General features: G+C 33.4%; 19 protein-coding genes and 1 pseudogene. 7 read left to right on the top strand and 13 right to left on the bottom strand.

Annotation, left to right across the window (positions count from 1 at the left end; translation table 11 throughout):
• Positions 1-15 precede the first annotated feature (15 nt).
• From Q3V31_RS09930 to Q3V31_RS09920, 3 genes are all read right to left on the bottom strand, one after another.
• Positions 16-540, bottom strand: coding sequence for a GNAT family N-acetyltransferase (locus Q3V31_RS09930; protein WP_016130022.1), 525 nt, complete (start codon positions 538-540; stop codon positions 16-18).
• A gap of 6 nt (positions 541-546) precedes the next feature.
• The gene (locus Q3V31_RS09925; protein WP_001095212.1) at positions 547-2,448 is read right to left on the bottom strand and encodes an endonuclease MutS2; all 1,902 of its coding nucleotides are present in this window, start codon (positions 2,446-2,448) and stop codon (positions 547-549) included.
• Between the two features lie 488 nt (positions 2,449-2,936).
• Positions 2,937-3,653 carry a hypothetical protein gene (locus Q3V31_RS09920; RefSeq protein ID WP_000831442.1) on the bottom strand — a complete coding sequence of 239 codons (717 nt, stop codon included), beginning with the start codon at positions 3,651-3,653 and terminating at the stop codon, positions 2,937-2,939.
• A 449-nt stretch (positions 3,654-4,102) separates the two neighbouring features.
• On the opposite strand from Q3V31_RS09920, the gene betA reads away from it, so the two are divergent.
• A complete protein-coding gene (gene betA, locus Q3V31_RS09915) occupies positions 4,103-4,792 on the top strand; it encodes a collagen-like exosporium glycoprotein BetA (protein ID WP_329764970.1) in 690 nt (229 codons plus the stop codon).
• Between the two features lie 94 nt (positions 4,793-4,886).
• On the opposite strand, the gene amyS is transcribed toward betA, so the two are convergent.
• Complete coding sequence (gene amyS / locus Q3V31_RS09910) at positions 4,887-6,428, bottom strand: alpha-amylase (protein WP_000919650.1); 1,542 nt, start codon at positions 6,426-6,428, stop codon at positions 4,887-4,889.
• Between the two features lie 216 nt (positions 6,429-6,644).
• Between amyS and Q3V31_RS09905 the strand changes: the two genes are divergently transcribed.
• Both Q3V31_RS09905 and pepF read left to right on the top strand, forming a co-directional pair.
• A complete protein-coding gene (locus Q3V31_RS09905) occupies positions 6,645-7,436 on the top strand; it encodes an arylamine N-acetyltransferase family protein (RefSeq protein WP_000129229.1) in 792 nt (263 codons plus the stop codon).
• Positions 7,437-7,553: 117 nt separating this feature from the next.
• Positions 7,554-9,341, top strand: a complete 1,788-nt coding sequence (pepF, locus tag Q3V31_RS09900; RefSeq protein WP_000137578.1) for an oligoendopeptidase F — start codon at positions 7,554-7,556, stop codon at positions 9,339-9,341.
• 48 nt (positions 9,342-9,389) lie between these two features.
• On the opposite strand, the gene Q3V31_RS09895 is transcribed toward pepF, so the two are convergent.
• The 8 genes from Q3V31_RS09895 to Q3V31_RS09860 form a co-directional block, all read right to left on the bottom strand.
• The gene (locus Q3V31_RS09895) at positions 9,390-10,427 is read right to left on the bottom strand and encodes an agmatine deiminase family protein (RefSeq protein ID WP_329764967.1); all 1,038 of its coding nucleotides are present in this window, start codon (positions 10,425-10,427) and stop codon (positions 9,390-9,392) included.
• A gap of 96 nt (positions 10,428-10,523) precedes the next feature.
• Entirely contained in the window at positions 10,524-12,257 is a 1,734-nt protein-coding gene (locus tag Q3V31_RS09890) for an amidohydrolase (RefSeq protein ID WP_016130029.1), read from the bottom strand.
• A gap of 81 nt (positions 12,258-12,338) precedes the next feature.
• Complete coding sequence (locus Q3V31_RS09885; RefSeq protein WP_016130030.1) at positions 12,339-13,160, bottom strand: MerR family transcriptional regulator; 822 nt, start codon at positions 13,158-13,160, stop codon at positions 12,339-12,341.
• 44 nt (positions 13,161-13,204) lie between these two features.
• Positions 13,205-14,182 carry an agmatine deiminase family protein gene (locus tag Q3V31_RS09880; protein ID WP_016130031.1) on the bottom strand — a complete coding sequence of 326 codons (978 nt, stop codon included), beginning with the start codon at positions 14,180-14,182 and terminating at the stop codon, positions 13,205-13,207.
• A 217-nt stretch (positions 14,183-14,399) separates the two neighbouring features.
• A complete protein-coding gene (locus Q3V31_RS09875) occupies positions 14,400-15,332 on the bottom strand; it encodes a bestrophin family protein (protein WP_090813968.1) in 933 nt (310 codons plus the stop codon).
• A 178-nt stretch (positions 15,333-15,510) separates the two neighbouring features.
• Positions 15,511-15,930, bottom strand: coding sequence for a phosphate-starvation-inducible protein PsiE (psiE, locus tag Q3V31_RS09870; RefSeq protein ID WP_000916787.1), 420 nt, complete (start codon positions 15,928-15,930; stop codon positions 15,511-15,513).
• Between the two features lie 176 nt (positions 15,931-16,106).
• Positions 16,107-17,264, bottom strand: coding sequence for an agmatine deiminase family protein (locus tag Q3V31_RS09865; protein ID WP_000758198.1), 1,158 nt, complete (start codon positions 17,262-17,264; stop codon positions 16,107-16,109).
• A 299-nt stretch (positions 17,265-17,563) separates the two neighbouring features.
• A complete protein-coding gene (locus tag Q3V31_RS09860) occupies positions 17,564-18,670 on the bottom strand; it encodes a serine hydrolase domain-containing protein (RefSeq protein WP_000475308.1) in 1,107 nt (368 codons plus the stop codon).
• Positions 18,671-18,931: 261 nt separating this feature from the next.
• On the opposite strand from Q3V31_RS09860, the pseudogene Q3V31_RS09855 reads away from it, so the two are divergent.
• A pseudogene (locus tag Q3V31_RS09855) lies at positions 18,932-19,159 on the top strand (hypothetical protein).
• Positions 19,160-19,268: 109 nt separating this feature from the next.
• On the opposite strand, the gene Q3V31_RS09850 reads toward Q3V31_RS09855, so the two are convergent.
• On the bottom strand, positions 19,269-20,480 hold the full coding sequence (locus tag Q3V31_RS09850) for an MFS transporter (RefSeq protein WP_090813967.1): 1,212 nt from the start codon (positions 20,478-20,480) through the stop codon (positions 19,269-19,271).
• Between the two features lie 112 nt (positions 20,481-20,592).
• Here Q3V31_RS09850 and Q3V31_RS09845 point away from each other — a divergent pair, with 112 nt between their 5' ends.
• The 3 genes from Q3V31_RS09845 to Q3V31_RS09835 all read left to right on the top strand — a co-directional run bounded on the left by Q3V31_RS09845 (position 20,593) and on the right by Q3V31_RS09835 (position 22,720).
• Complete coding sequence (locus Q3V31_RS09845; protein ID WP_090813966.1) at positions 20,593-21,444, top strand: LysR family transcriptional regulator; 852 nt, start codon at positions 20,593-20,595, stop codon at positions 21,442-21,444.
• Positions 21,437-21,949, top strand: coding sequence for a DUF3916 domain-containing protein (locus Q3V31_RS09840; RefSeq protein ID WP_090813965.1), 513 nt, complete (start codon positions 21,437-21,439; stop codon positions 21,947-21,949). Before Q3V31_RS09845 ends, Q3V31_RS09840 begins: the two co-directional genes overlap by 8 nt.
• A 93-nt stretch (positions 21,950-22,042) precedes the next feature.
• Positions 22,043-22,720, top strand: coding sequence for a YdcF family protein (locus tag Q3V31_RS09835; RefSeq protein ID WP_090813964.1), 678 nt, complete (start codon positions 22,043-22,045; stop codon positions 22,718-22,720).
• Positions 22,721-22,760 lie beyond the last annotated feature (40 nt).

Genomic DNA, 22,760 nt, shown 5'->3' with positions numbered 1-22,760 from the left:
TCTTAATCGATACTCCTACTCAGCAAAAGCACTCGAATACTGAACAACTCCTTCTACACCTTCAAGAGCATTCTCTCTTAGCTCCATCACCATAAACACCTCATCAGGCACTTCAAATGGCGCTTTTATATTCCACTCACTTGCTTTCTTAAAACCAAATTTCGGATAATACTCTGGATGTCCTAACACTACAACTGATCCATATCCAAGTTCTTTCGCTTTTTCTAAAGCAGCTACAATAAGCTTCCCACCAATTCCTTTTTTCTGGTGGCCCCTATCAACTGAAATCGGTGCAAGTGCTAACGATTCTACAGAAGTTCCATCCTGTTCTATTGTAATGTTTGACAACAAAATGTGCCCCACTATTCCCTCATCAACCGCAACTAATGATAATTCAGGAATAAACGCGTCACATTCTCTAATACGTTTTACAAGTTCATGTTCCTTTTTATCACTAAATTCTTCATTTAAAAATGCTTGTTGTACAACTTCTTCTGTTTTTCTATAATCGTTTTTTTGCTCTTGTCTAATCGTTACCATCTTAACTTATCCTCTATTCTTTCTTATTTCTTTTTCAATTTTACGAAGCGCTTTTTTCGATCCGCGCTCAATATCGTGTTGCATTTTTCTTTCTTTATAATCGACAAATAGTGTATTTAAATCATATCCTTCTGGGTATAATTCTTTTGCTGCTACCTCTAACGTAATACGTTTTACATTCACTTCAACAAATTCACCGTTATAATATACAACGACGTTATAGAAATTATCTATTTCCTTATAGATGATACCAAAATCATCATAATCTAATAAATTTACACGATCGCCGATTTTGTACTCATAATGGTTTTCTCTTTTTTCTTGCACCATTTTCGGTTTTCTAATCTTACTTTCATTCACTTTTTCTATAGCGTATTCTTTATTTCCCATATACTCTTTCGCTCTTTGCAGTACATGTTCTCTCACATTCATTTTATTCGCAATCCAAAGTGCATTACTTTCACCTGATTTACCGATCACTAATTTATAAAGTGGCTCTAGTGTTTCACTATTAAATTGCATTGCTGCGTTCATAAAATCATCGTGCATTTCTGAAAAGCGTTTGATTTCACCGTAATGCGTACTCGCAATTGTAATACATCCCGCAAGGTAAAATTCTTCTAAAATAGATATCGCAAGCGCCGCACCTTCATTCGGTTCTGTACCGCTTCCTATTTCGTCAAATAACAGTAACGTATTATTATTTGACATCCTCATGATTTCAGAAAGATTTTTCATATGAGATGAAAATGTACTTAGTGCATTTTCGATACTTTGATTATCACCAATGTCTACAAATACATTTTCGAAAATAGCAATTTCCGTTTCTTTATCTCCAGCGATATGAAGGCCTGACATTGTCGCTAATGTTAACAATCCGATTGTTTTTAGCACAATTGTTTTCCCGCCCGCATTTGGTCCTGTAATAATTAAACTTCGGTAGTTTTGACCGATTTCAAAGTTTAATGGTACTACTTTCCCATTTAAAAGCGGATGCTTACAATTCACTAAATGAATATAGCCATGATCATTTAATTTCGGCTCTATTCCATCGATTGATTTACTAAACTTCGCTTTCGCAAATACCATATCATATTGACTAATCAATTCCATATTAATTTTTATATGATAAATGTTTTCTACTACCATTCCTGATAAAGTTGCTAAAATTTGATACTCTTCCATCGCTTCTTCTGCTTTCAAACTTGCGAGTTCCGCATTTAACTTTGTAACCGTATGCGGTTCTATAAATACAGTAGAACCTTTAGCGGATGCTTCAACTATACTTCCCGCAACTTGATTTTTATAAGAAGATTTAATTGGAATCGTATAGCGATCATCCTTTTTACTAATAAAGAATTCCTGAATATATTTCTTATTTGTACTACTATTTAAAAACTTCGTTAAGCGCTCTTTTATTTTTCCGTCTACCGAATCAATGTTATTGCGAATTCGTTTTAATTCTTTACTCGCAGCTGCATCAATACTATTACCTTTAATAGAAAAGTTGATTTCCTCTTCAATACTTTTATATTCAGTCATTGAATTCGCATAAGAAGCTAATACTGGCGCAAAAAATTCTTTATCTAACATAAACTTTTTAATCTTTCTACAGCCACGTAAAAAGTCTGAAACACTTACTAACTCTTCAGGATCTAAAATCATCCCTTTTTCTAATTTTTGAATTGTACTAGCAATATTTGAAATGCCGAAGAAAGGAACATGCCCTTCTGCATCTACTATAGCTCGTGCTTCTGTCGTTTCATTCAAGCGATTCCTCACTACTTTTATACTCGTACTCGGCTCTAATTTATTTAATAATTCCTTACCTAATCCACTTACACAATATGATTTCACTATTTCCTTTAATTCGTTATATTGTAACTTTTCAAAAGTCATCGTATTCATTTTGTTTCTCCTCACTATGATTGATTTTTATCATAAATGAAGATACCTACTCATTAGATTCCAATGAGTTCTACATTATTCATTTACCATTTTTATACATTTAAAAAATATACAAAAAAGCTGCGGGGATACCGCAGCTTTTACATTTACAAGGCATGTGTAATAACATATGAGGAAATAAGCCATAAAAAACAGATGGCAATCCCCTTATTACACGCTTTATAAAGTATTGTAGGTATCTTCATAGGTTTCGAAATAAATCCATGACAAAATTAGGGGTATGATGTACATAAAAATCCCCTGGTCTTATCCGATTTATTTCATTAAATTTTTCCTATTTAGTACCTACCGCACTCACAAAAAGCACCTCTCATTAATTTATATTATAGTCATTGAAATCTAATTTACTGAAATCATCATACTATATGTTTTGCAAGAAGTAAAGGTGTCAGACTATTGCCTTTCACACCTGAGGAAGGTCCCTTTTTTCACTTCGTAGACTGTAAAACTTTCATATAGTCAGCCTTTTTCTCAAGGGTCTTTTTCGCATCTTCAGCCGTTAATATATAATCTACTGCAATATTTTTTAATACATCCTTATTAACGTCTGGCAGCTGAATCGTTATATCTTCCACACTACTCTTACTATTTTCAATCATTTTATTAAATTCCTTCATACTTCTTGCGGCCTCCGCTAATGTTTCCATATGTACAGGATTGTTTACATCTAAAACAGTATTACTTCTAAAAACTGCCGTATAATACTGCTTCAAATTTTTCTTCGCTATTTCTTTCTCGGCATTTTTATCGAAAACAGTATCCCCCGCCTGTATTTGAGCGAAAATAAGGATAGTATTATTCTCTTTTTTTTCATAATATGTATTGAATCTTTCTTGTAAATCATTCGCTTCTTTTTTTATTTTATAGTTATCATTATTTACTTTTGGAGAGATTTGTCCCTCGAAAGAAAATTGAAATTGCAAATACGGTTCATCGACTTGCTGTACAGAAACTATCCGCCACTTTGGACCAAGGAAATCCTTTCCGTTATCCAGTGTTTCAACTTGGTTTAGTTTAACAGAAATACCATACTCCGATTTTGTATAACTTTGTGCTTTTTGTTCAAGTTCTTCATCCGTTATATCACATGATGTTAATAGTAATAAACTAAACATTATACTATATTTCATTATTGTTCTTTTCATAATGCCTCTCCTTTCGCTACTACTGCCTATACAGAAATGTCCTTATAGATTTGAAATTACAATGTATATAAAAAACTTCTTCTAATAATTGCTACACCACTTTGCCTTCTCTGACATTAATAATAAAAACTCATCATTTTGCTTTAGAAGGCCCTAATAACCACAAGTGTAAAAACACCCATTTGTTTTCACTTTACACTTAAAGTGTAATTTTACACTATAAACATTTTATCGTAAAGCAAATATAACATCTATTAAAATCACGTTAAAAACATACTAATATTTAGTTCTATAACAATCACAGTATGGCTTTTATCGTCTCCAACTTTAAAGTAATAACTTTAATTTCGCTGCGAAAAAATTAAATAAGCGCCTCCGCTATTGCGAATGTCATTTACTTTCCCTAATACATTTAATAATTATGACAAGCAATCATAGGGGGTTACTATATGAACGAACAATATATTATTTTACATGGGCCTGCTCTTGAACCAAATTTAATTGGCCCCACACTACCACCAATTCCACCATTTACATTCCCAACCGGACCTACTGGAATCACAGGACCTACCGGTGCGACAGGTTTTACTGGAATTGGAATAACTGGACCCACTGGGTTTACAGGGCCTACCGGAATTGGAATAACTGGGCCCATTGGGATTACAGGACCTACTGGAATTGGAATAACTGGGCCCACTGGAGTTACAGGACCTACTGGTACAACCGGTTTAGGGATCCTCCCCGTATTTGGAGCAATAACTTCTGAAATAGGTATCGGTTTTTCAGTAGTAGTTAATACAAATATTAATTTTACCGTTCCAGGACCTGTTAGTGGAACTACTCTAAACCTAGTAGACAACTCCATTACAATTAATACCACTGGTGTATACTCTGTATCCTTTTCAATCGTATTTGCGATACAAGCTATTTCGTCTAGTATATTAAACCTTACAATAAACGATTCGATTCAATTCGCAATTGAATCACGAGTTGGTGGTGGGTCTGGGGTAAGAGCTACATCCGCCAGAACTGATCTATTACCTTTAAACCAAGGAGATGTTCTTCGAGTACGAATAAGAGAAGCCACGGGTGACATTATTTATTCCAACGCATCTCTTGTTATTTCAAAAGTCGACTAGTGCATTTATTAAAATAAAGATTTAGGTATGATAACAATATAAAAAGAAGAGGAAGACTTATATTTCAGTCTTCCTCTTCTTTTCTATCACCAACTCACTTCTGAACATATATCGAAACTGAACCTCCACTTACATGGAACTGCCCCCATCCGTCCTTATTAATTGTTACAGTATTTGTTTGATTACCCGTCATATCGTACCATACTTCCCCTGCGTTATTCTTTCCAACCTCCATCCACTTTGATCCTCCTGGTCCATCTGAGATTAATGTCGCTAGACCGGAATCCGCATGTACACCATCACCTTCTCGTGTCCATCCAATTACATCTGGATGGTCTAAATAATCATGCTGCGTACCATATGCAAAGTTTTTTCGTGCCGTCAAAATTGGATCAATTTTATCTTTTAACGCTGGTATTTCATAACTACTATTTCCGTTTGTCCCATAGTAATCACCATAGAAAACTGAAGGATAGCCCTCTGCACGAGTTAAAATAAATGCATATGCCAACGGTTTAAACCACGGACTTACTACAGATTCCAATGACTGCCCAGGCTGAGAATCATGATTCTCAACGAGAGTAACTGCAAGTGCAGGGTGATTTTGCATTACTGTTCCATTTAAAATATTTCTCATATCATAATTCCCATTTCCTTTTGAAGCATAATGAAAGTTGTAATGTAGTGGTGCATCAAATACAGATTGATTATAATTGACCTTCGCTAAATAATTATTTAAAGTTCGGATATCATTTTGCCAATATTCAGCCACCGTAAACATTTCTTTCCCCGTTTGCTGTCTGACATGATTTACCCAATCGCGTAAATATTCATGATCAATATGTTTAACAGCATCTAAACGAAAGCCATCTAAATTTAATTCATTCGCATACCATGTCCCCCAATTTTTCATCTCATTCGCAACATCTGGATGATCAAAATCAAGATCTGCATACATCAAATAATCATAATTTCCATTCTCGCTAGACACTTCCCAGTCCCACGCTTTACCTATCCCCCTAAATTTATAAATTCGATTTAATTTCCTCCCTTCATCCCAATCCGTTCCGTCAAAATGATACCATTTCCATTTAAAATTAGAATAAGTATCTCCGCGCCCGGGAAAGTTAAACCCCGTCCATGCATTAATTTCATAATCACCTGATACCTCAATATTTCGATTATTACGGTCCACCTCAACAGCTGTTACATTTTCAGTATAATCCGCTCCACCTTTATGATTCATAACTACATCACCATATACATCGATGTTTTGCTTATGTAAAGCTTCAATTGCAGATTTCAACTGTGCTTTTGTCCCATATTTTGTCCGCACCGTTCCTTTTTGATTGAATTCCCCTAAGTCATATAAATCATATGCTCCATATCCTACGTCATTTTGCGTAGTTCCTTTATATGCAGGCGGTATCCAGACAGATGTAATTCCTTTCTGAGCTAAATTACCGGCATCTGAATGCAAGCGGTTCCAATGATTCCCATCATTCGGAGCATACCACTCAAAATACTGCATTAACGTTCCATTGTTAACCTTATCTGCATATGCTTTACTCCCTCCATATATACTAGGTAAAAACAAAACAACCAACAATCCGACTACTGTTATTCTTTTCAACATATTTACACCATCCCCTTCCAAGAAAACGTTTGCATAGTTTATCGGAATTATTATAATATTCGTTCTACAATTAGTAAAGTAGCAATCTCTCACTCTCTCATATTATTTTTTAGTCTAACTTCAAATATTCATCAAATACTTCAACGTAGTTTTCATTTCACATCTTATTCAAGATTGTTTACAATTTATCTATAAAAGCATAACGGAGGGATTTCTATGACCGACTTTCAAAAACAATTTTTCACGCGATTACATATAGAAAAAAAAGACAAAGTTTCATTTGAAAATTTATCTGACATTATGTACGCAATGGCACAAACTGTCCCTTTTGAAAACTTAAATATTCTCGAAAACAACTTTATAAAAATATCAAAAGAAAATCTAAAAGAAAAAATTTTAGTAAACAACCGTGGTGGTCTTTGTTATGAACTTAATCCTACTATGTACTACTTCCTTAAAGACGCTGGATTTGATGTTCATCTCGTTTCAGGAACAGTGTACAATACTGCAAATTCTATATGGGCTGTTGATTCTGGTCATATCGCAACTGTTTTAACACACCATAATGAACTTTATTTAATTGAAGTAGGATTCGGATCATACTTACCTCTTGCACCTGTCCCTTTCTCAGGTGAAGTCATTCACTCCATCACAGGAGATTATCGTATTCGTAAAGAAATGACCGAAAAGGGAAACTATATTTTAGAGATGCGTAAAAACAATGAGTTTTTGGATCAATCTTCTACTGATGATTGGACGTTAGGCTATGCATTTTATATAGAGGAAGTGAATGAAGAAAAAGCAAATGCAGCACAAAAAATTATCGTTGAACATGAGGGCTCACCATTTAATAAAGTACCTCTTATTGTAAAACTAACTGAAGATGGGCATGCATCTTTAACAAAGGATAGTCTAACAATAGCGAAAAACGGTAAAAAAACGAAAGAAAACGTTACAGATGTGCAATATAAAAATCTTTTACATTCAAAATTCGGAATTACATTATAATTTTTTAAGCCTTGCCATTTTAGCAAGGCTTTTCATTTTCCAGCAGGGATTTTTTGCAATTTGTTGTATTTCATAGTTATATAGGAATATAACTACATATTTAGAAAGGAAATGATTATGACAGAACTTAAAGATCGACTACAAGTAGATGATAAAGAGAAATGGGATTTAACGGATATTTATCATACAATTGAAGATTGGGAAAGCGATTTTTATAAAATTGAAGTATTAACGAAAGAATTACACGAGTTTAATGGAAATATTTACGATGGTAATAGCTTATTAGCTTATTTAACAAAGAGTGAAGAAATATCTAGCATAATATCTTTAATGTTCGCTTATGCACGATTACAATCTGATCTTGATACGCGAGATACTGATGCTCAATCTCTTGTCGATAAAGTTTCACAATTACATGTGAAAGTAAGTGCGGCTAAATCTTTCTTTTCCCCATTCTTACTTAGCGTAGATGAAAACACATTACATTCTTACATAGAAGAAGCAGAAGGCTTACAATATTATAAAGAAGACTTATTTGAATTATACCGTTATAAAAAACACGTATTGAATAAGGACCAAGAAGAGATTTTATCCCAAATGGGCGAAGCACTCTCCTCCCCCCAGCATACATTTGGCATGTTAAATAATGCAGATATACTATTTGGTGACGTGACTACTGATGATGGAAAAAAAGTAAATTTAACGCGCGGCATGTATGCAAAGTTAATAGAAGATGAGAATCGTGAGAAACGTAAAGAAGCCTATAAAGCTTATTACAAACCATACGTTCAGTTAAAAAACTCTATCGCTTCTACTTTATCTGCTGCTATTAAAAATAATGTTACTGTTTCAAAGCTAAGAAAATATCCATCAGCTTTAGAAAAATCATTATTTGGCGATATGGTTCCGAAAGAAGTATATGAAAATTTAATCGATACGACGAAAAAAAACATTCAATCATTACATACATATAATGAACTTAGAAAAGAAAAATTAAATGTAGATGAACTAAGACAATACGACTTGAGTGTTGATTTAGTAAAAGGTGTAAAACAAGACATTCCATACGACGAAGCGTTTGACATAATGATCGCGTCACTCGCTCCTTTAGGTGAAGAATATATTGAAACATTAAAAAGCTTTAAAGATAAACGCTATATAGACGTGAGAGAAACACCTGGAAAACGTTCTGGCGCTTATAACTTTGGTGTATACGGTGTTCATCCTTTCATTCTTTTAAATCATCATGATGATTTAAATAGCCTTTTCACTCTTACTCATGAATGCGGTCACGGTATGCATACGCATTACTCACACGGATACCAACCAAGGATTTCTGCACACTATACTATCTTTGTTGCAGAAGTTGCTTCTACAGTAAATGAAGTGTTATTAATTCACTATTTATTAAAAGAAGCAAAAGAAACGAACGTGCGTAATCATTTAATTAACCACTTTATTGAGAGCTTTAAAGGTACTTTCTTTACACAAATCATGTTTGCTGAGTTTGAAAAAATCACACATGAAATGGCCGAGCAAGGTAAACCATTAAATGCCCAAGTCTTCAGCGAAGTTTACGAAAACTTATTTAGAGAATATAATGGCGACTCTCTCGTATTTGACGAAGAAGTAAAATACGGCTGGTCTAGAATTCCACACTTCTATCGTCCATTTTACGTATACAAATACGCAACTGGATTTGCCTCTGCAATCCAAATCGCTGATAAATTATTAAGCGGCGACCCAAATGCTCAGAAAAATTATATCGAATTCCTTAAAGGTGGAAGCTCTGATTATCCATTAAACCTACTGAAAAAAGCTGGTGTTGATTTAACTACACCAGAACCGATTGAAAGTGCATTAAATCGTTTTAGCTCACTTGTTGAAGAGTTTTCAGCATTATAAAAAGCATGCAGAGTATATACTCTGCACGCTTTTTTCATTTCGGATACTTTATGCTAAATGTTGCTGCGTCACACAGTGAATCATGCCACCATACGCAAACAGTTCATTTACATAAATACCGACAATTCTTCTTCCTGGAAACTGCCCTTCAATGATTTGAAGCCCTAACTTGTCATGTTCATCGCCATATATAGGAACTAATACAACTTCATTTCCAATATAAAAGTTCAAATATGAGCCCTTACAGTCTGCTTCTTTTACCACTTTTCTTGTCACCGGTACTGGTATGAGCTGAAATGGCTTTCCATCTATATTTCTTGCTTGTCTCAATTCTTGATAATGCTTTTCGTACGCCTCCAAAAGGGATGATTCGCTTTCCCCGAAAGGATCATATTCATAAAGAATTGTATTTTCATTTACAAAACGCGCTGCCCCATCAATATGGTAATCTGTATCTTCATCATAATTATCCTCTCCGCGAATACCAGTTATCCATATAAAATTCGTTACTCCCAAATACTTCGTTAACTCTATTTCAATCTCTTCCTGACTTAGTGTAGGATTTCGATTTTCATTTATAATAGAAGTTTTTGCCGCCATTAAGGTGCCATTTCCATTTATCTCTATTCCTCCACCTTCTATACAAACACTAGATTTAACTTTTGGAATGCTATACATTCCACTTATTTTTTCCGGAATAACAGCATCATTTTCATATGGATATTTCTCCCCCCAGCCATTAAAAATCCAGTGTGTTAAGCAGAGATTGCCTTCCTTATCTTTTACAAAGATCGGTCCATTATCTCTTATCCAAACATCATCCGTTTCTTCAACTAAAAAACTAATTTTGTCCATATTTACGTTTGCTTCCATTAACTTCGATTGGACATGCACTTTTTCTTCCTCATCAAATACAACAATATGCACATTCTCTCCGTAATGAAGCTCCTTTGCCATCGTTACCCAAATATCATCTAACTTAGCTCTATAACCTTCACCTCTATGAGCCTTATCATGAGGCCATTGGAGCCATGTTCCCTCATGTTTTTTCCACTCAGCAGGCATATAAAATAAACTATTTCTCATACGTTTTCACCCCTTCTACGAATGTAAGTTCAGTCTAAACTTTGACATCGTGTTAAGGTCAACAGAAATATATTAACTACTTCATAAACTGATTCTTTATTCTCCCTTGTGATACACTACTTCTCCTTGTAAAACCGTCACTAAAACTTTCGCATTCGGAATCTTATCGGTACTCATTTTAGTAATATCTTCATTTAGTAATATCATATCGGCTGATTTACCTACTTCAATTGAACCAGTAACACTATCAAGACCTAATGCTTTAGCTGGCTTAATTGTATAAGCATCGATAGCTGCGTATACATCAGACAAGCCCTTTTCATCAATGCTTAGTGCATTTGAAATCGTCACAAGTGGATTTAGTTCATTTACATCCCAATCACTACTAAGTGATACGTTTGCTCCTGTTTTCCAAATTCGTTCTAACGGCATAATTCGTTTCATCTGTTGATTTGTAAAATACGTACTCGCCCAGCTTTGTTTAGGATCTTCCGCAAAATCATGACCTACTTGAAAATCAGCGCTAATACCTAATTTAACAAAACGATTTATATCACTATCTTCTACCATTTCCACGTGCGTAAGCGTATAAGGTTGATTCGCACCTTCTTTTTTCGCTGCTTCAATTGCATTTAAACTCTCTCTTACCCCGCCATCTCCAATTGTGTGAATGAGTGCACCGTAACCAAGTTTATTAAGTTCAGTTAACCACCATTTCATTTTTTCTTCTGGAATATAGTTCAAACCATACGGGGTTCCTTTAAACCACTCAAATTTATATTTTTCAAGCGTTTTAGCTGTACTATTAATACTAATTCCATCACTATACATTTTCACTTGATTAATAAGCATGCGGGATGACAAATCATCACGTTTAATTTTTTTGAAATACTCCATTTGTTCTGCTTCATTTACATTTGGATATACCCATGGGCGAAGTACTACTCGCGTTGTTAATTTTTTTTCATCATGTACTTTATTCCAAACGTCTAACCAGCCTCGCTTCCAATAAAGACGTCCATCACCGACTGTTGTAATACCATTCTTCGCAACCTCATCTAATCCGTCCAGCAAACCTTCATAATTTTTTTCAAACAGATTGGGCTGAGAATTCCATGCTTTTTCCATCACGATATCTCCTGCTGTATCATAAAGAATCCCAAAAGCTTCTCCTGTCTCTGGATCCCGAATAATTCTTCCGCCTTGCGGATCTTTATTTATTCCAGCTAACTCCAGTGCTTTTGAGTTAACCCATACAGAATGAGAGGTTCTTTCCATAATTAATACGGGGTTATTAGGAAATAACTCATCAAGAACTTGTAATGGCGTTTGTTGTTCTGATTTTTCGTCCATATCTTTTAACAGCTCTTCCAAACTAAACCCTGTTCCACTTATCCATTCGCCATCTTTCACATTTTTTTTACAAGCCTTTAAATACGAGCGTTGTTCTTGCAGCGAAGCATCTGATGAGACACTACAATTCCCTGCTGCTGGTGATTTCGCCTCAAATATATGATTATGATTGTCCACAAAACCAGGGAGAATAAAACGTCCTTGTAAATCCACCACTTTCGTATCTTCATTTATAAATTCTTCTACATCTTTGTTTGAACCAACAAATGTAATTTTCCCTTCTTTAACGGCTACAGCCTCTACAATGTCTTGCTTGCCATTTGAAGTATAGATTGTACCATTTTTAAACACTACATTTTTGGGCAACTGATTTGGTAGAACGAAGCTACCATTCTCACCTTCTCCTACTCCAGGAGTACACGCTGAAACCCATGTCATACTTAGAATCAGACAAATAATCATGATTGTTCTTTTCATATTCTTTCTCCTTTTTATTATGATGAATTACTTACATAAATAGAATAAGGATTGACATAATGTTAATGTCAATCCTTATTCTCATTCTATTTTCATAACTAAAAAACAAATTTGTGTGACATACTCTTCTACTAAACAATCACATTCAGATCCCTTTATGTAGACCTCATATGGTGAACCATCTATTACATAACCATTTCTTTCAATCCATTTTTCTAACGCAATATAAGCGTAGCCTATATAGTCATAACTTCCATAATGCATAGTAGTAACGATTTGATGTGGATTTAATTTTTTTATTTCATATTCTTGTACTACATCTTTATTGTTCCCATGCATGACCGGAATCCTTAATTCAACTTCACTTTCATTTGGAATATACTCTTCATCATAAAAGACCGTAGAGGGCGAACCGACCATTTGTAAGTTATGCTTTTGTACTTTTTCATATAAGTCATAAAAATAATCATCCATATCATCTATATTTATTTGCAGTCTTTGAGCAATTACTGTTATTTCATTTCTCATTCCAATAAATATATCGTAATTTCTATGACAAGCAGTATTTAAAGCATGATTCATATTTACCATTTCATTCATTTCTGAAATAACCTGTAAATTTTGTTTTACCTCATGAGACAACTCTATAATTTGCGATTGCATATGTTTAATAAATGAATCTTGATCTGATGACTGAAGAATGATTTTAATTTTCGGTAAAGGGAACTTGTACTCCCTTAGCTTTTTAATTTTCAACGCTATTTCAAGCTGCCCTTGCTCATAATATCTATATCCATTTACTGGATTCACATATGCTGGTTTCAATATTTCCTCTTTATCATAATGCCTTAACATTCGTGTACTCATTTTACAAATCCGTGAAAATTCAGTAATTGTATACATATAAATACCCCTTGAATACATTTTCTTATATATAAGCTTATTTATTAAAACCAATCAAATATTTTTCTGATTGAAGAACCTTCATTCTGATCGTTCAGCCTTTTCATTTTTGAAGGTAACAAATGACTAGGACAATACCACGTTAAACAATTCATGGCGCCTCCCATTGTCGATATTTCTCCTACATGACTTTGAATAACTTGTTTCTCAGTATGCTGTTGAATATATCGTAAAACTTCCTCATCTTTAGCTAATCCAAACTTAGGAACGTAAAGCGTATCACATGTTTCTAACATATTTATATATAAACCTTTTGCTGACGCTATCTCTTCATCGTATTGACCCTTCTCTGTATATGACGAAGGAACAACTATAAATTCAGCCTCTGGCATTTGCTCTTGAATAATCTCTTGAACCTTATATCTAAATTCATGATCCCCTAAAAAATCACTAATAAACATTGTATGTTCATCAATAAATTTAACCATCCCGTCTGCGTGTGCAAGTACATCTCCCTCTTCAGCAGGAATAATAATAACCCGACTCACATCCAAATCCCATTCCAGTTGCTCTATAATTTCTTCTTCCGTCCAATCATAATTATCATCAAATATGCGTTCCGTTAATATAACAGTATCTTTTTTATTCCAAATAAGATTTCCACCGTCTAATATCAATGGAGACTTCACATATTCAAAATCGTTCTTTTTCAACCATTTATTAAATTGTTGATCTAAATATCTCCATTGATCTTTCGGTAAGTAATTTGGTTGATATTTAAATTTAACTAAATGATTTGTGACAACTGGTGCAACATCTCTTAGCCAAATATCATCATACTCAAAAAAGCTTGTATGAAAGTCTTGCTCTTCAACGGATAAAGAAACAAGTTGATCAGTAAATGATTTATTTTCATTTAAGTATTCATTAAAATAAATCAGGTCTTCATAAAATGGACGATAATATGCATTTGATTTATCTGGTATTGCAGTAAAAATAATTCCATTATGTTTTTGTTCCATATTATTTACCTCGCTTTTTAATAATGGTTGAATAACTAATTTCACTATGCCAACTATTTCTCTTTTCATAACAATGTTCGAAACGTGCACATTTCATGAATGGATTATAGCACGGAGAAATATTATATATTTATATAAAAAATATAAAGCTGTCGTTAAGCCGTAAACTGACTCTTGACAAGGTTTTTTAATTTTAATCGTCGTACACAATGAGGGATTAGATGATTTTTTTATCAAGATTCAAATCCATTACTTCTAATAGGGCGTTTTGGTTATATAAATTCACTAAATGCGTTTCTACCCCAATGCAAATTCCTTCTAACGGAAGATCGTTTGGATCCTGACCAAATGGATCCTCAATTTCAACTCCTATTGCTTCAATACCTATAAATGCAAAACTTATAAACGTAGTTGCAAGTACTGTAAACCATCCAAGACTATCAACAAGGCCAATCGGTAAAGTCCCACAAAATATGAGCAGTAAAATTTTAATATGAGCAAAATATGCAAAAGGAATAGGCGTTGTTTTGATCCGATCACATCCACCCACAGCCGTGAGCAGAGTATTCAAATCAGCTTCCATATTAATTATCGCATTTGGATGAATTTGACCCGTTTTTAAACCTTTTGATAGTATAGTTTTTAACATAAAAACTATACTAATCGGTAAATGAATAGACTCAGCCAACATCTCTTTTTCCTTCTCAGAACAAATATCAAACAATGCTTTTATTTCGGATAAATCTTTTTCGTCTCTCAAATGTCCTTTCGCTATCTTTGGAAAAGCAATTAACAAATGTAAAAATTTTAATTTTTCCTGATCCGTCTTTTTCCCTTCAGACTCCCAGTAACATAAAAAACTAACTGCCAAATTTCTAGTACAAGCACCAACCGTGCCAAATAACTTTCTACCTTCCCAATACCTATCATAGGCAGTGTTAGTACGAAAAACTAACAGTAGACCTAAAGCTCCTCCAACAATTACCCAAGGAGTTTGATTCATTTTTATTTCTACATAATAATAATGAATCACAGTTACTATCGCTGAAACACATATATATAATAAAATTTGCGGGAAAATATCTCTTATAACTGTTCCCTTTAATGTAAATATTTGATGTAAACTATTTTGATTATTGTAATGAACCATATTTACAAAAACCTCTTTCCTTATTAACCTTCTATTCTTTTAAATTATGAAAGTATACAATTAAATAGTAGAATCATAAATCCTATTATTATGAAACTAGTTAAGATTATTTCTTTCAATACCATTACTCCTTTTTATCAAAAGATAAAACATCTTTTTTGATTTAAACAACAAATGTTCACTCTTCTAAATCACGACGCATTATTTTAGAATTTGCAATAAATAAAGCACTAATTAACACAAGAATCGCGCAAGCATATAACAATGAATCCATTGGACTATCATGGTCTATAATAATTAGACGAACAATGGCCGTAATACCTATATATATAAAATAACGTAATGGAAAATGAAAGTTCATTTGAAAATACTTTATAATCATTACAATGAATTCAAAATATAAAAAGAATACGACAATGCTATCAATTAAATGATAACCAGATTCCTCACCACTCAATTTCAGTTCTTGTATAAATTGAATGACTTCTTTCATAAGAAACACACTTAAAACAATTCCCAAACAGATCAAAGCTACATTTATAATGTACTGTAGAACGATAGGGAACAACGAAAATACTCTCTTTAAATTCTTTAACACAAAAATTTTTCTCCTTTTCCATATAAAACAATAATGACAATATATTTTTATTTAATTATCATTACATTAAAATTATACATTTCATTCTTATTACAGTTGTTAAAACAAGACAAAATAGGTAAAGATAGCATTTCACCTATTTTGTCTATAAAGCAACATAACGAAACTATAATCGATTACTTCAATTGAATCGGTTGTTGCTGTGTCACACAATGGATCATTCCACCATTTTTATAAAGTTCTCTCACATCAATTCCCACTACTTTACGATCCGGATATAACTTCTGAATCGTATCGTTTGCGATTTTGTCATTTGGATCGTTATAGTTAGGCACCAATACAACTTTATTTCCAATATAATAATTGATATACGACCCTTTATAATCAAGAGTTTTTCCATCTTCTAAAGTAACTTTATCTTTACTAAGTGGTAAGTATTCATACTTATATTTCTGTCCTGAAGCATTTTTTGCATCTAACAATTTATCCATATCTTTGTTTGACAAGCCCCATTCAGCCAAGTCATCTTCTGCCATCGTTACGATTGTAGATTTATCATGAAATTTAGCAAATCCATCAATATGAAAATCAGTAATATCTAAATTAGGCACCCCATCTAACCAAATAAAGTTTGTCACCCCAAGGTCACTTATATATTTTTCAATTTCCTCTTCTGATAAATCAGGATTTCTATTTTTATTCGTTACTGCGCTTCGAGTTAATAAAGCAGTCCCATTGCTGTCTAATTCAATTGCGCCACCTTCAAGGACAAATTTCCCCCAATCAATTCTTTCAATCCCTAATTGTTTACTAACATTCTCACGTATACGGGCATCATTTTTATAAGGAGTTTTCTTTCCCCAACCATTAAATGCTGGATCTAATATTTTTAGGTTTTTATTATTATCATAAACAAAAATCGGTCCACTATCTCTTGCCCACACATCATCTGTAGGAGCGATAAAGAAATCAACTTTAGCCATATTCAGCCCTTTATCTATTAAAAGCTTATTGATTCGCTCTTTCTCCTCCTCATCATATGCAACAATGTGGACTTTTTCACCCTCAGTTAAAGCACTTGCCATCTTAATCCAAATAGGTTCGACTTCTTGTTTATACTCTTGACCATATGTGTATTCATGAGGCCATTGTAGCCATGTACCTTCATGTTTATCTTTTTCATCCGGCATCGTATATTTTCCAGCGTTTTTCTGTACCTCTACTTTTTTATCCTCTTTCCCTTTGACATTTTCATTATTCCCTTCAAAAGAACATCCACTAATAATCGTTATAGATAATGTAGCGATTAAACAAAACTTTACTACTTTTTTCATTTTTCAACCTCCTGTTCATGTCTACAATAATGTAAGGCTTAACATAGTGTGAAGCTCAAGCTTTTTCATCAATGTAAAAATTACCAATTATTCTCCCGCATGATAATCACATAATTTCAATACAAATAGATGACATTCACAAAAAAATTCCCTATATTTAACATTAATATCATTTAACTTCCTTCATAAATTTATTCTAATATTAATTCCCTCTCATACACGCTTGTTCACTAAATAAAACTTTACTAAATAAAAAAATCGGTATTGATAATTTTATATCAATACCGATTTTTAAATAATTATTTTCCTTCTATTAAATCTTTCGCCATCTTTCTAAACTCTTGATTAAATGTATCGTTCATCCCATTCTGTACGTTAGAGAAAAGAATCACATAAATCCGTTTATCTCCATTAAAATTATTAAATGTGTTCCATCCAGCTAATACTCCATGATTATGATTATAATCTGCATTAATGTAGAAACTAAATCCATACTTCCTAGCGGGTGATACAGTAAACATATCTGATAAATTTTGTTTAGAAAGTAGCTTACCATCCATAATTGCCTCATCTAACCTTTTCATATCATCAACAGTGGTGTACATTTCACCACAACCATATAGCCAATTCATTCTTAAACGAGACGTAGTTACTAACTCATTATCTTTTTTCGTATACCCTGTTGCTAAAAACATATCTCCAGGAAAAGTTGCCCCCATCCCAGATTCATACATCCCAACAGGAGTAAAAATATTTTCTTTCACATATTCAGAAAGCGGTTTATTCGATAACTTTTCTACAATATATGCAAGCACCATATAATTATAATCTGTATATCTCCATCCCGTTCCTGCAGGAAATTCAAGCTTTTGTGATCCAATCCATGTTACTAACTTTAAGCGTGATGCTGCATCAACACCACCTTGTCCCTGCTCTGGCAATCCAGAAGTGTGTGTTAACAAATTTCTTAACGTAATATTTTTATCTGCCGGAAACGACGGAATATATTTATTCACATTATCCTCTATATTTAATTTCCCTTTTTCTCTTAGCTGTAATATAGATATTGCAACTACCGTTTTCGTAATGGAACCGATGCGATATTTTGTTCTTGGCGTTGTTAAAACTTTATCTTTTATATTCGCATACCCGTAGCCTTTTCGTAAAACCACATTATTTTTATCCGTTACGAGAACCGTTCCGTTAAATCCTTTATCTTTTAAATATTGATCGAGTTTCGTTGCTGCAATATCATAACGTTTTTGCTGATTCGCATCAACTTTATCCTCAAAATTTGAAAATGCCTTCAAACTGTATTTCTTTTCTTTATTTGCATGTATGAGTGCAGCGACACTTCCACAAAAAATAGCAAAAACAAAGAAAGCGATTAACCATTTCTTAAACATATGGGAACCCTCTTTTATCTAGTTTCACTTTATACTTTTCCATTCTATTCTATATCTTTTAGTTTTTAAATATCTTATAATCTATCTACTCTATTATTCCTCATATTAAACTAGATTCCTTTTTCTAACGTTCAAATTTTAACTACTCTCTATTGTAGTTCTTTTTTACAAAATTTCCACCTTACAATCGGATACATCCAACTTTAATTTAAATTTTTTATGTAACATTCGTTACACATTAACAAGAATGGGGGCGTTAATTTGAAAAAGACCGATAAACGCAATCGTTTAGATGATATGATGTTTCATTATCGAGTAACAAAAAACAATATAGTTTCAATTGAATATTACGGAAAATAGATTATAATTTTAAAAGGAAATGATGCTGAAAAATTTTTAAACAAAATAAATCGGGCAAATAACGAAAAAGAAAAACAACTTATTATGGCTGAAATTACAGGTAATTTCAAAAGAGGAAATGAGCGTTAATGAAAACGAATCTCATTTACAAATTGATTATACAGCATATTAAAAAAGAAATGTCCCTCCCATGACATTTCTTTAGATTTTCTTCATAAAAGATTTACATTTTTAATATTCATTTACTTTTACATAAACTTACTGCTGAAACGCTTAGTAATGCAGCTATCCCCATCCATGCATATGTGTAGCCTTCTCGATCTACTATATAACCAAACAAAGCAGGTGCAAAGATAATAGCAATTTGATTAAGCGTAAGTGCAAAACTCATTGTTAAACCTACCGATTCCTCACTTGCAGACTCAGCAACTTCGACCATAAAAAGACTAAACCAACCAATTGCAAAAAATCCTAATAGTCCGCTTACCACAAATAATGCCCCAAGTCTCATTGTATGTATACTCATCACAACAACTAGAATTAAGCAAGAAGAAATACTTACACAAATAAACAACGGTGTCCGACGATTCCCTTTGTAATATGTATCACTTATTGTAGCTAATATAATTCGGCCTATCATTCCCGCAAATAGCATAACCGAAAATACTTTCCCTGCTAAAATAGGTGTTATCGATTTTTCAACAGCTAAAAACTTCATAAAATGTCCGACTAATACCATCTGTAAAGAAATCATACAAATACCTGTAATAAAAATTGGATACAGCTCTTTTTTACATATTACCTTTTTTAACTGCATCCAAAAAGAAATACTTACATTTTCTTGGCTCGTGTGTTCTCGTACGTACGATTCCTTATAAAATATGAAAAACAATAACCCACCTACTATACATATAGTTACAATAACATTTATCGTATAAGATAAACTAAATTTAAGTGTAAGCAAAGGGATCGTTACTCCTGCTAACGCCCCGCCAATAGGTATACCGGCTTGCCGTATTCCCATAGCTAATCCGCGCATTTCTTTCGGAAACCATTTCAAGATTACTTTACTTCCCCCTGGCTGGGATACGCTATAAAAAGTTCCTATTAAAAGAAGGACATATAATAGCCCAATAAATCCCCTTGCCATATGAGCAAGTAAAAGCCCCCCGCCAAGTAATACAGTGCTCGCTCCAATTAATATTCTTTCGTTATATCGATCAAGTAACCTTCCGGCAAAAAGCATACAAAACAGCGGACCAATATTTACAGCACTTATTAACAACCCAACCTGCATATTCGAAAGTGCATATTTCTGTTTCCAAAATAAAGCGAGTACCCCTACTCCATATGTTATAAGTGTTGCACTTGCCTGTGCTACCGTTGCCAAAGTTAACATGATCCATTTATTAGAACTACTGTACTTTTCAATTTTTTCTTCACTTATCAACGTTATCTCCCCCATATCCCTTTCATTGTATGAAGGTTCTGATATCATGTAAAATAAGTGTTAATAATAGAATCCATCAAAAAAATTGATACCTTTTTCGGGGTGATAATAAATGGACATAAAAGATTTAACGGTTTTTTACGAAGTTGCGACAGTAGGAAATATATCTCATGCCGCAAAAAATTTAAACTATGTACAATCAGGTGTAACGATGCGTATAAAACAACTAGAAATCGAGTTAGGTGTGCCTTTATTTTATCGAAATGGAAAAGGCGTTACTTTAACTTCTAACGGAAAAATTTTATTAACATATGCAAAACAAATCATCCACTTAATCGATCAATCCATTCAAGCTGTCCAAAGTAACGGAACCGAGCCAAAAGGCACGTTAAAAATCGGGTGTACAGAATCGACAACAGCCGTTCGTCTCCCGCCCATATTAACGATCTATTATGAAAAGTATCCAGAAGTTGAATTGATTCTAGAAACAAATACGACAGACCAATTAACTCAGCTCGTTTTAGAGCGAAAACTTGACGGGGCTCTTATCGCTGGAAATATTCAGCATACTGAACTTCATACACTTTCATTTCGAGAAGAAGAACTCGTTCTCATTAGCAAGAATCCTCTATCTTCCTTTAAAACAATAGGAGAACTGAATTTACTCGCTTTTAGTCAAGGTTGTTATTACAGAAAACTATTAGAAAACTGGCTTCAAGAAGAAGGGATTTCACCTAAAAGAATACTAGAATTCGGAACAATTGAAGCAATACTTGCATGTGTAAAATCAGGTATGGGTACGGCTATTATGCTGAAATCTATTATTCCAGATTACGAACATGGTTTATCTTTAAATACATTACCAAATCACTTTAAAAAGGTTCCTACTACCTTTATTACTCGAAAAGATATTTTCCACTCAGCTGCCTTGCAAAAATTTATGGAGATGATCAACAATGCGTGAAAAGAAAATACGCGGAATGAAACGAAAAACAAAAACTCTTATGAAAAGAATCGAAGACGCCACTAAAGCATTTCCATCTACTTTCTATAACGATGAATACTGGCATATGCCTTTACCAGGCTCTCAAGCTTTTATCGATTCTAGTACAACACCTAGGAAAGTAAAGCGATTGTGCATTCAAACCCTGTTAAATCAAGCGAATCAATTAATAGCAATGAAACCGAACGATACAAATACATATCGAGTCGTTGTTATGATCAAAATAGCAAGCTTATGGAACTCACAAATCATCATATTTAAAAACGACGACTACTTTCAAAAATTTTTCAATAGAGATAATGAATTTCAAAAATGGATTCCCCTCTCCAATGATTCCGACTTCGGGCATGAATGGAAAATATCAATTTCTAACAGTGTCCAAACATTGCATTTCCAAGAGATAATCAAGGATGACGATGGATTTTATGATGAAGGAGAAATTTTGTTTATAGGAGAGTTATCATAAAAGGGGAACTGTCAAATGAAAAACTTCCCTTTTTCCACTAAACAACATCGCTATATAATGAATTTAACATTTCACTATATAGGAGGTTTTCATATGGTAATCCCTAAATATCCTGAAGTCCCACATCTTATGAAAAAACAAATTGAAGAAATAACCGAAATCGCTTTCCTAAAAGAATCAACACCACAACAGTGTGATGCAATTTTCGTTTTCGGTGGTTCCCATCCTGGTAATTGGCAAACTCCTTTACATGCTTATCAACAAGGTTTAGGTGCACAAATTATCGTCACAGGTGGTACTAGTTTACATGGAATGAAACATCCAAACTGGAATTATGGAGAGTTATCAGAATCAGAAGTAATTGTTAACAAGTTAATTGAACACGGTGTACCAGAAGACGCTATCATTTTCGAGAAAAACTCTCTCCATTCTATCGCAAATGTAATTGAAGCTAAGAAGATTTTTGATTTTACAACAATTAATAGTTTACTGTTTGTATGTAAAAGTTTAGGAGCAGGTCGGCAATATAGAGTATTAAAAAAACATTTACCAAAACATATAACTTGTATTCCATATACATTTGATACAAGTTTTGATGGTGATTTTATAATTAATAGATATAATTGGATGGAAAATGAGAAAAGTCGCTCTATAATTTTCGGCGAATACTTGAGAAATGTTTGCTACGGCCGAAAAGGTGGAATTGAACCTCCTGAGAAAGAGATTGAAGGATTAGAAAAATACGTAGTATATTACCAACATCTTGCATAATATTTTTTCAGCATAAAAAATATCGGGAAGCCAATATAAA

The organism is Bacillus nitratireducens, from assembly GCF_036320425.1.
Lineage (GTDB): Bacteria > Bacillota > Bacilli > Bacillales > Bacillaceae_G > Bacillus_A > Bacillus_A nitratireducens.
Note: the sequence above shows the minus strand (reverse complement) of the source record. Positions and strands in the feature narration are given on the sequence as shown.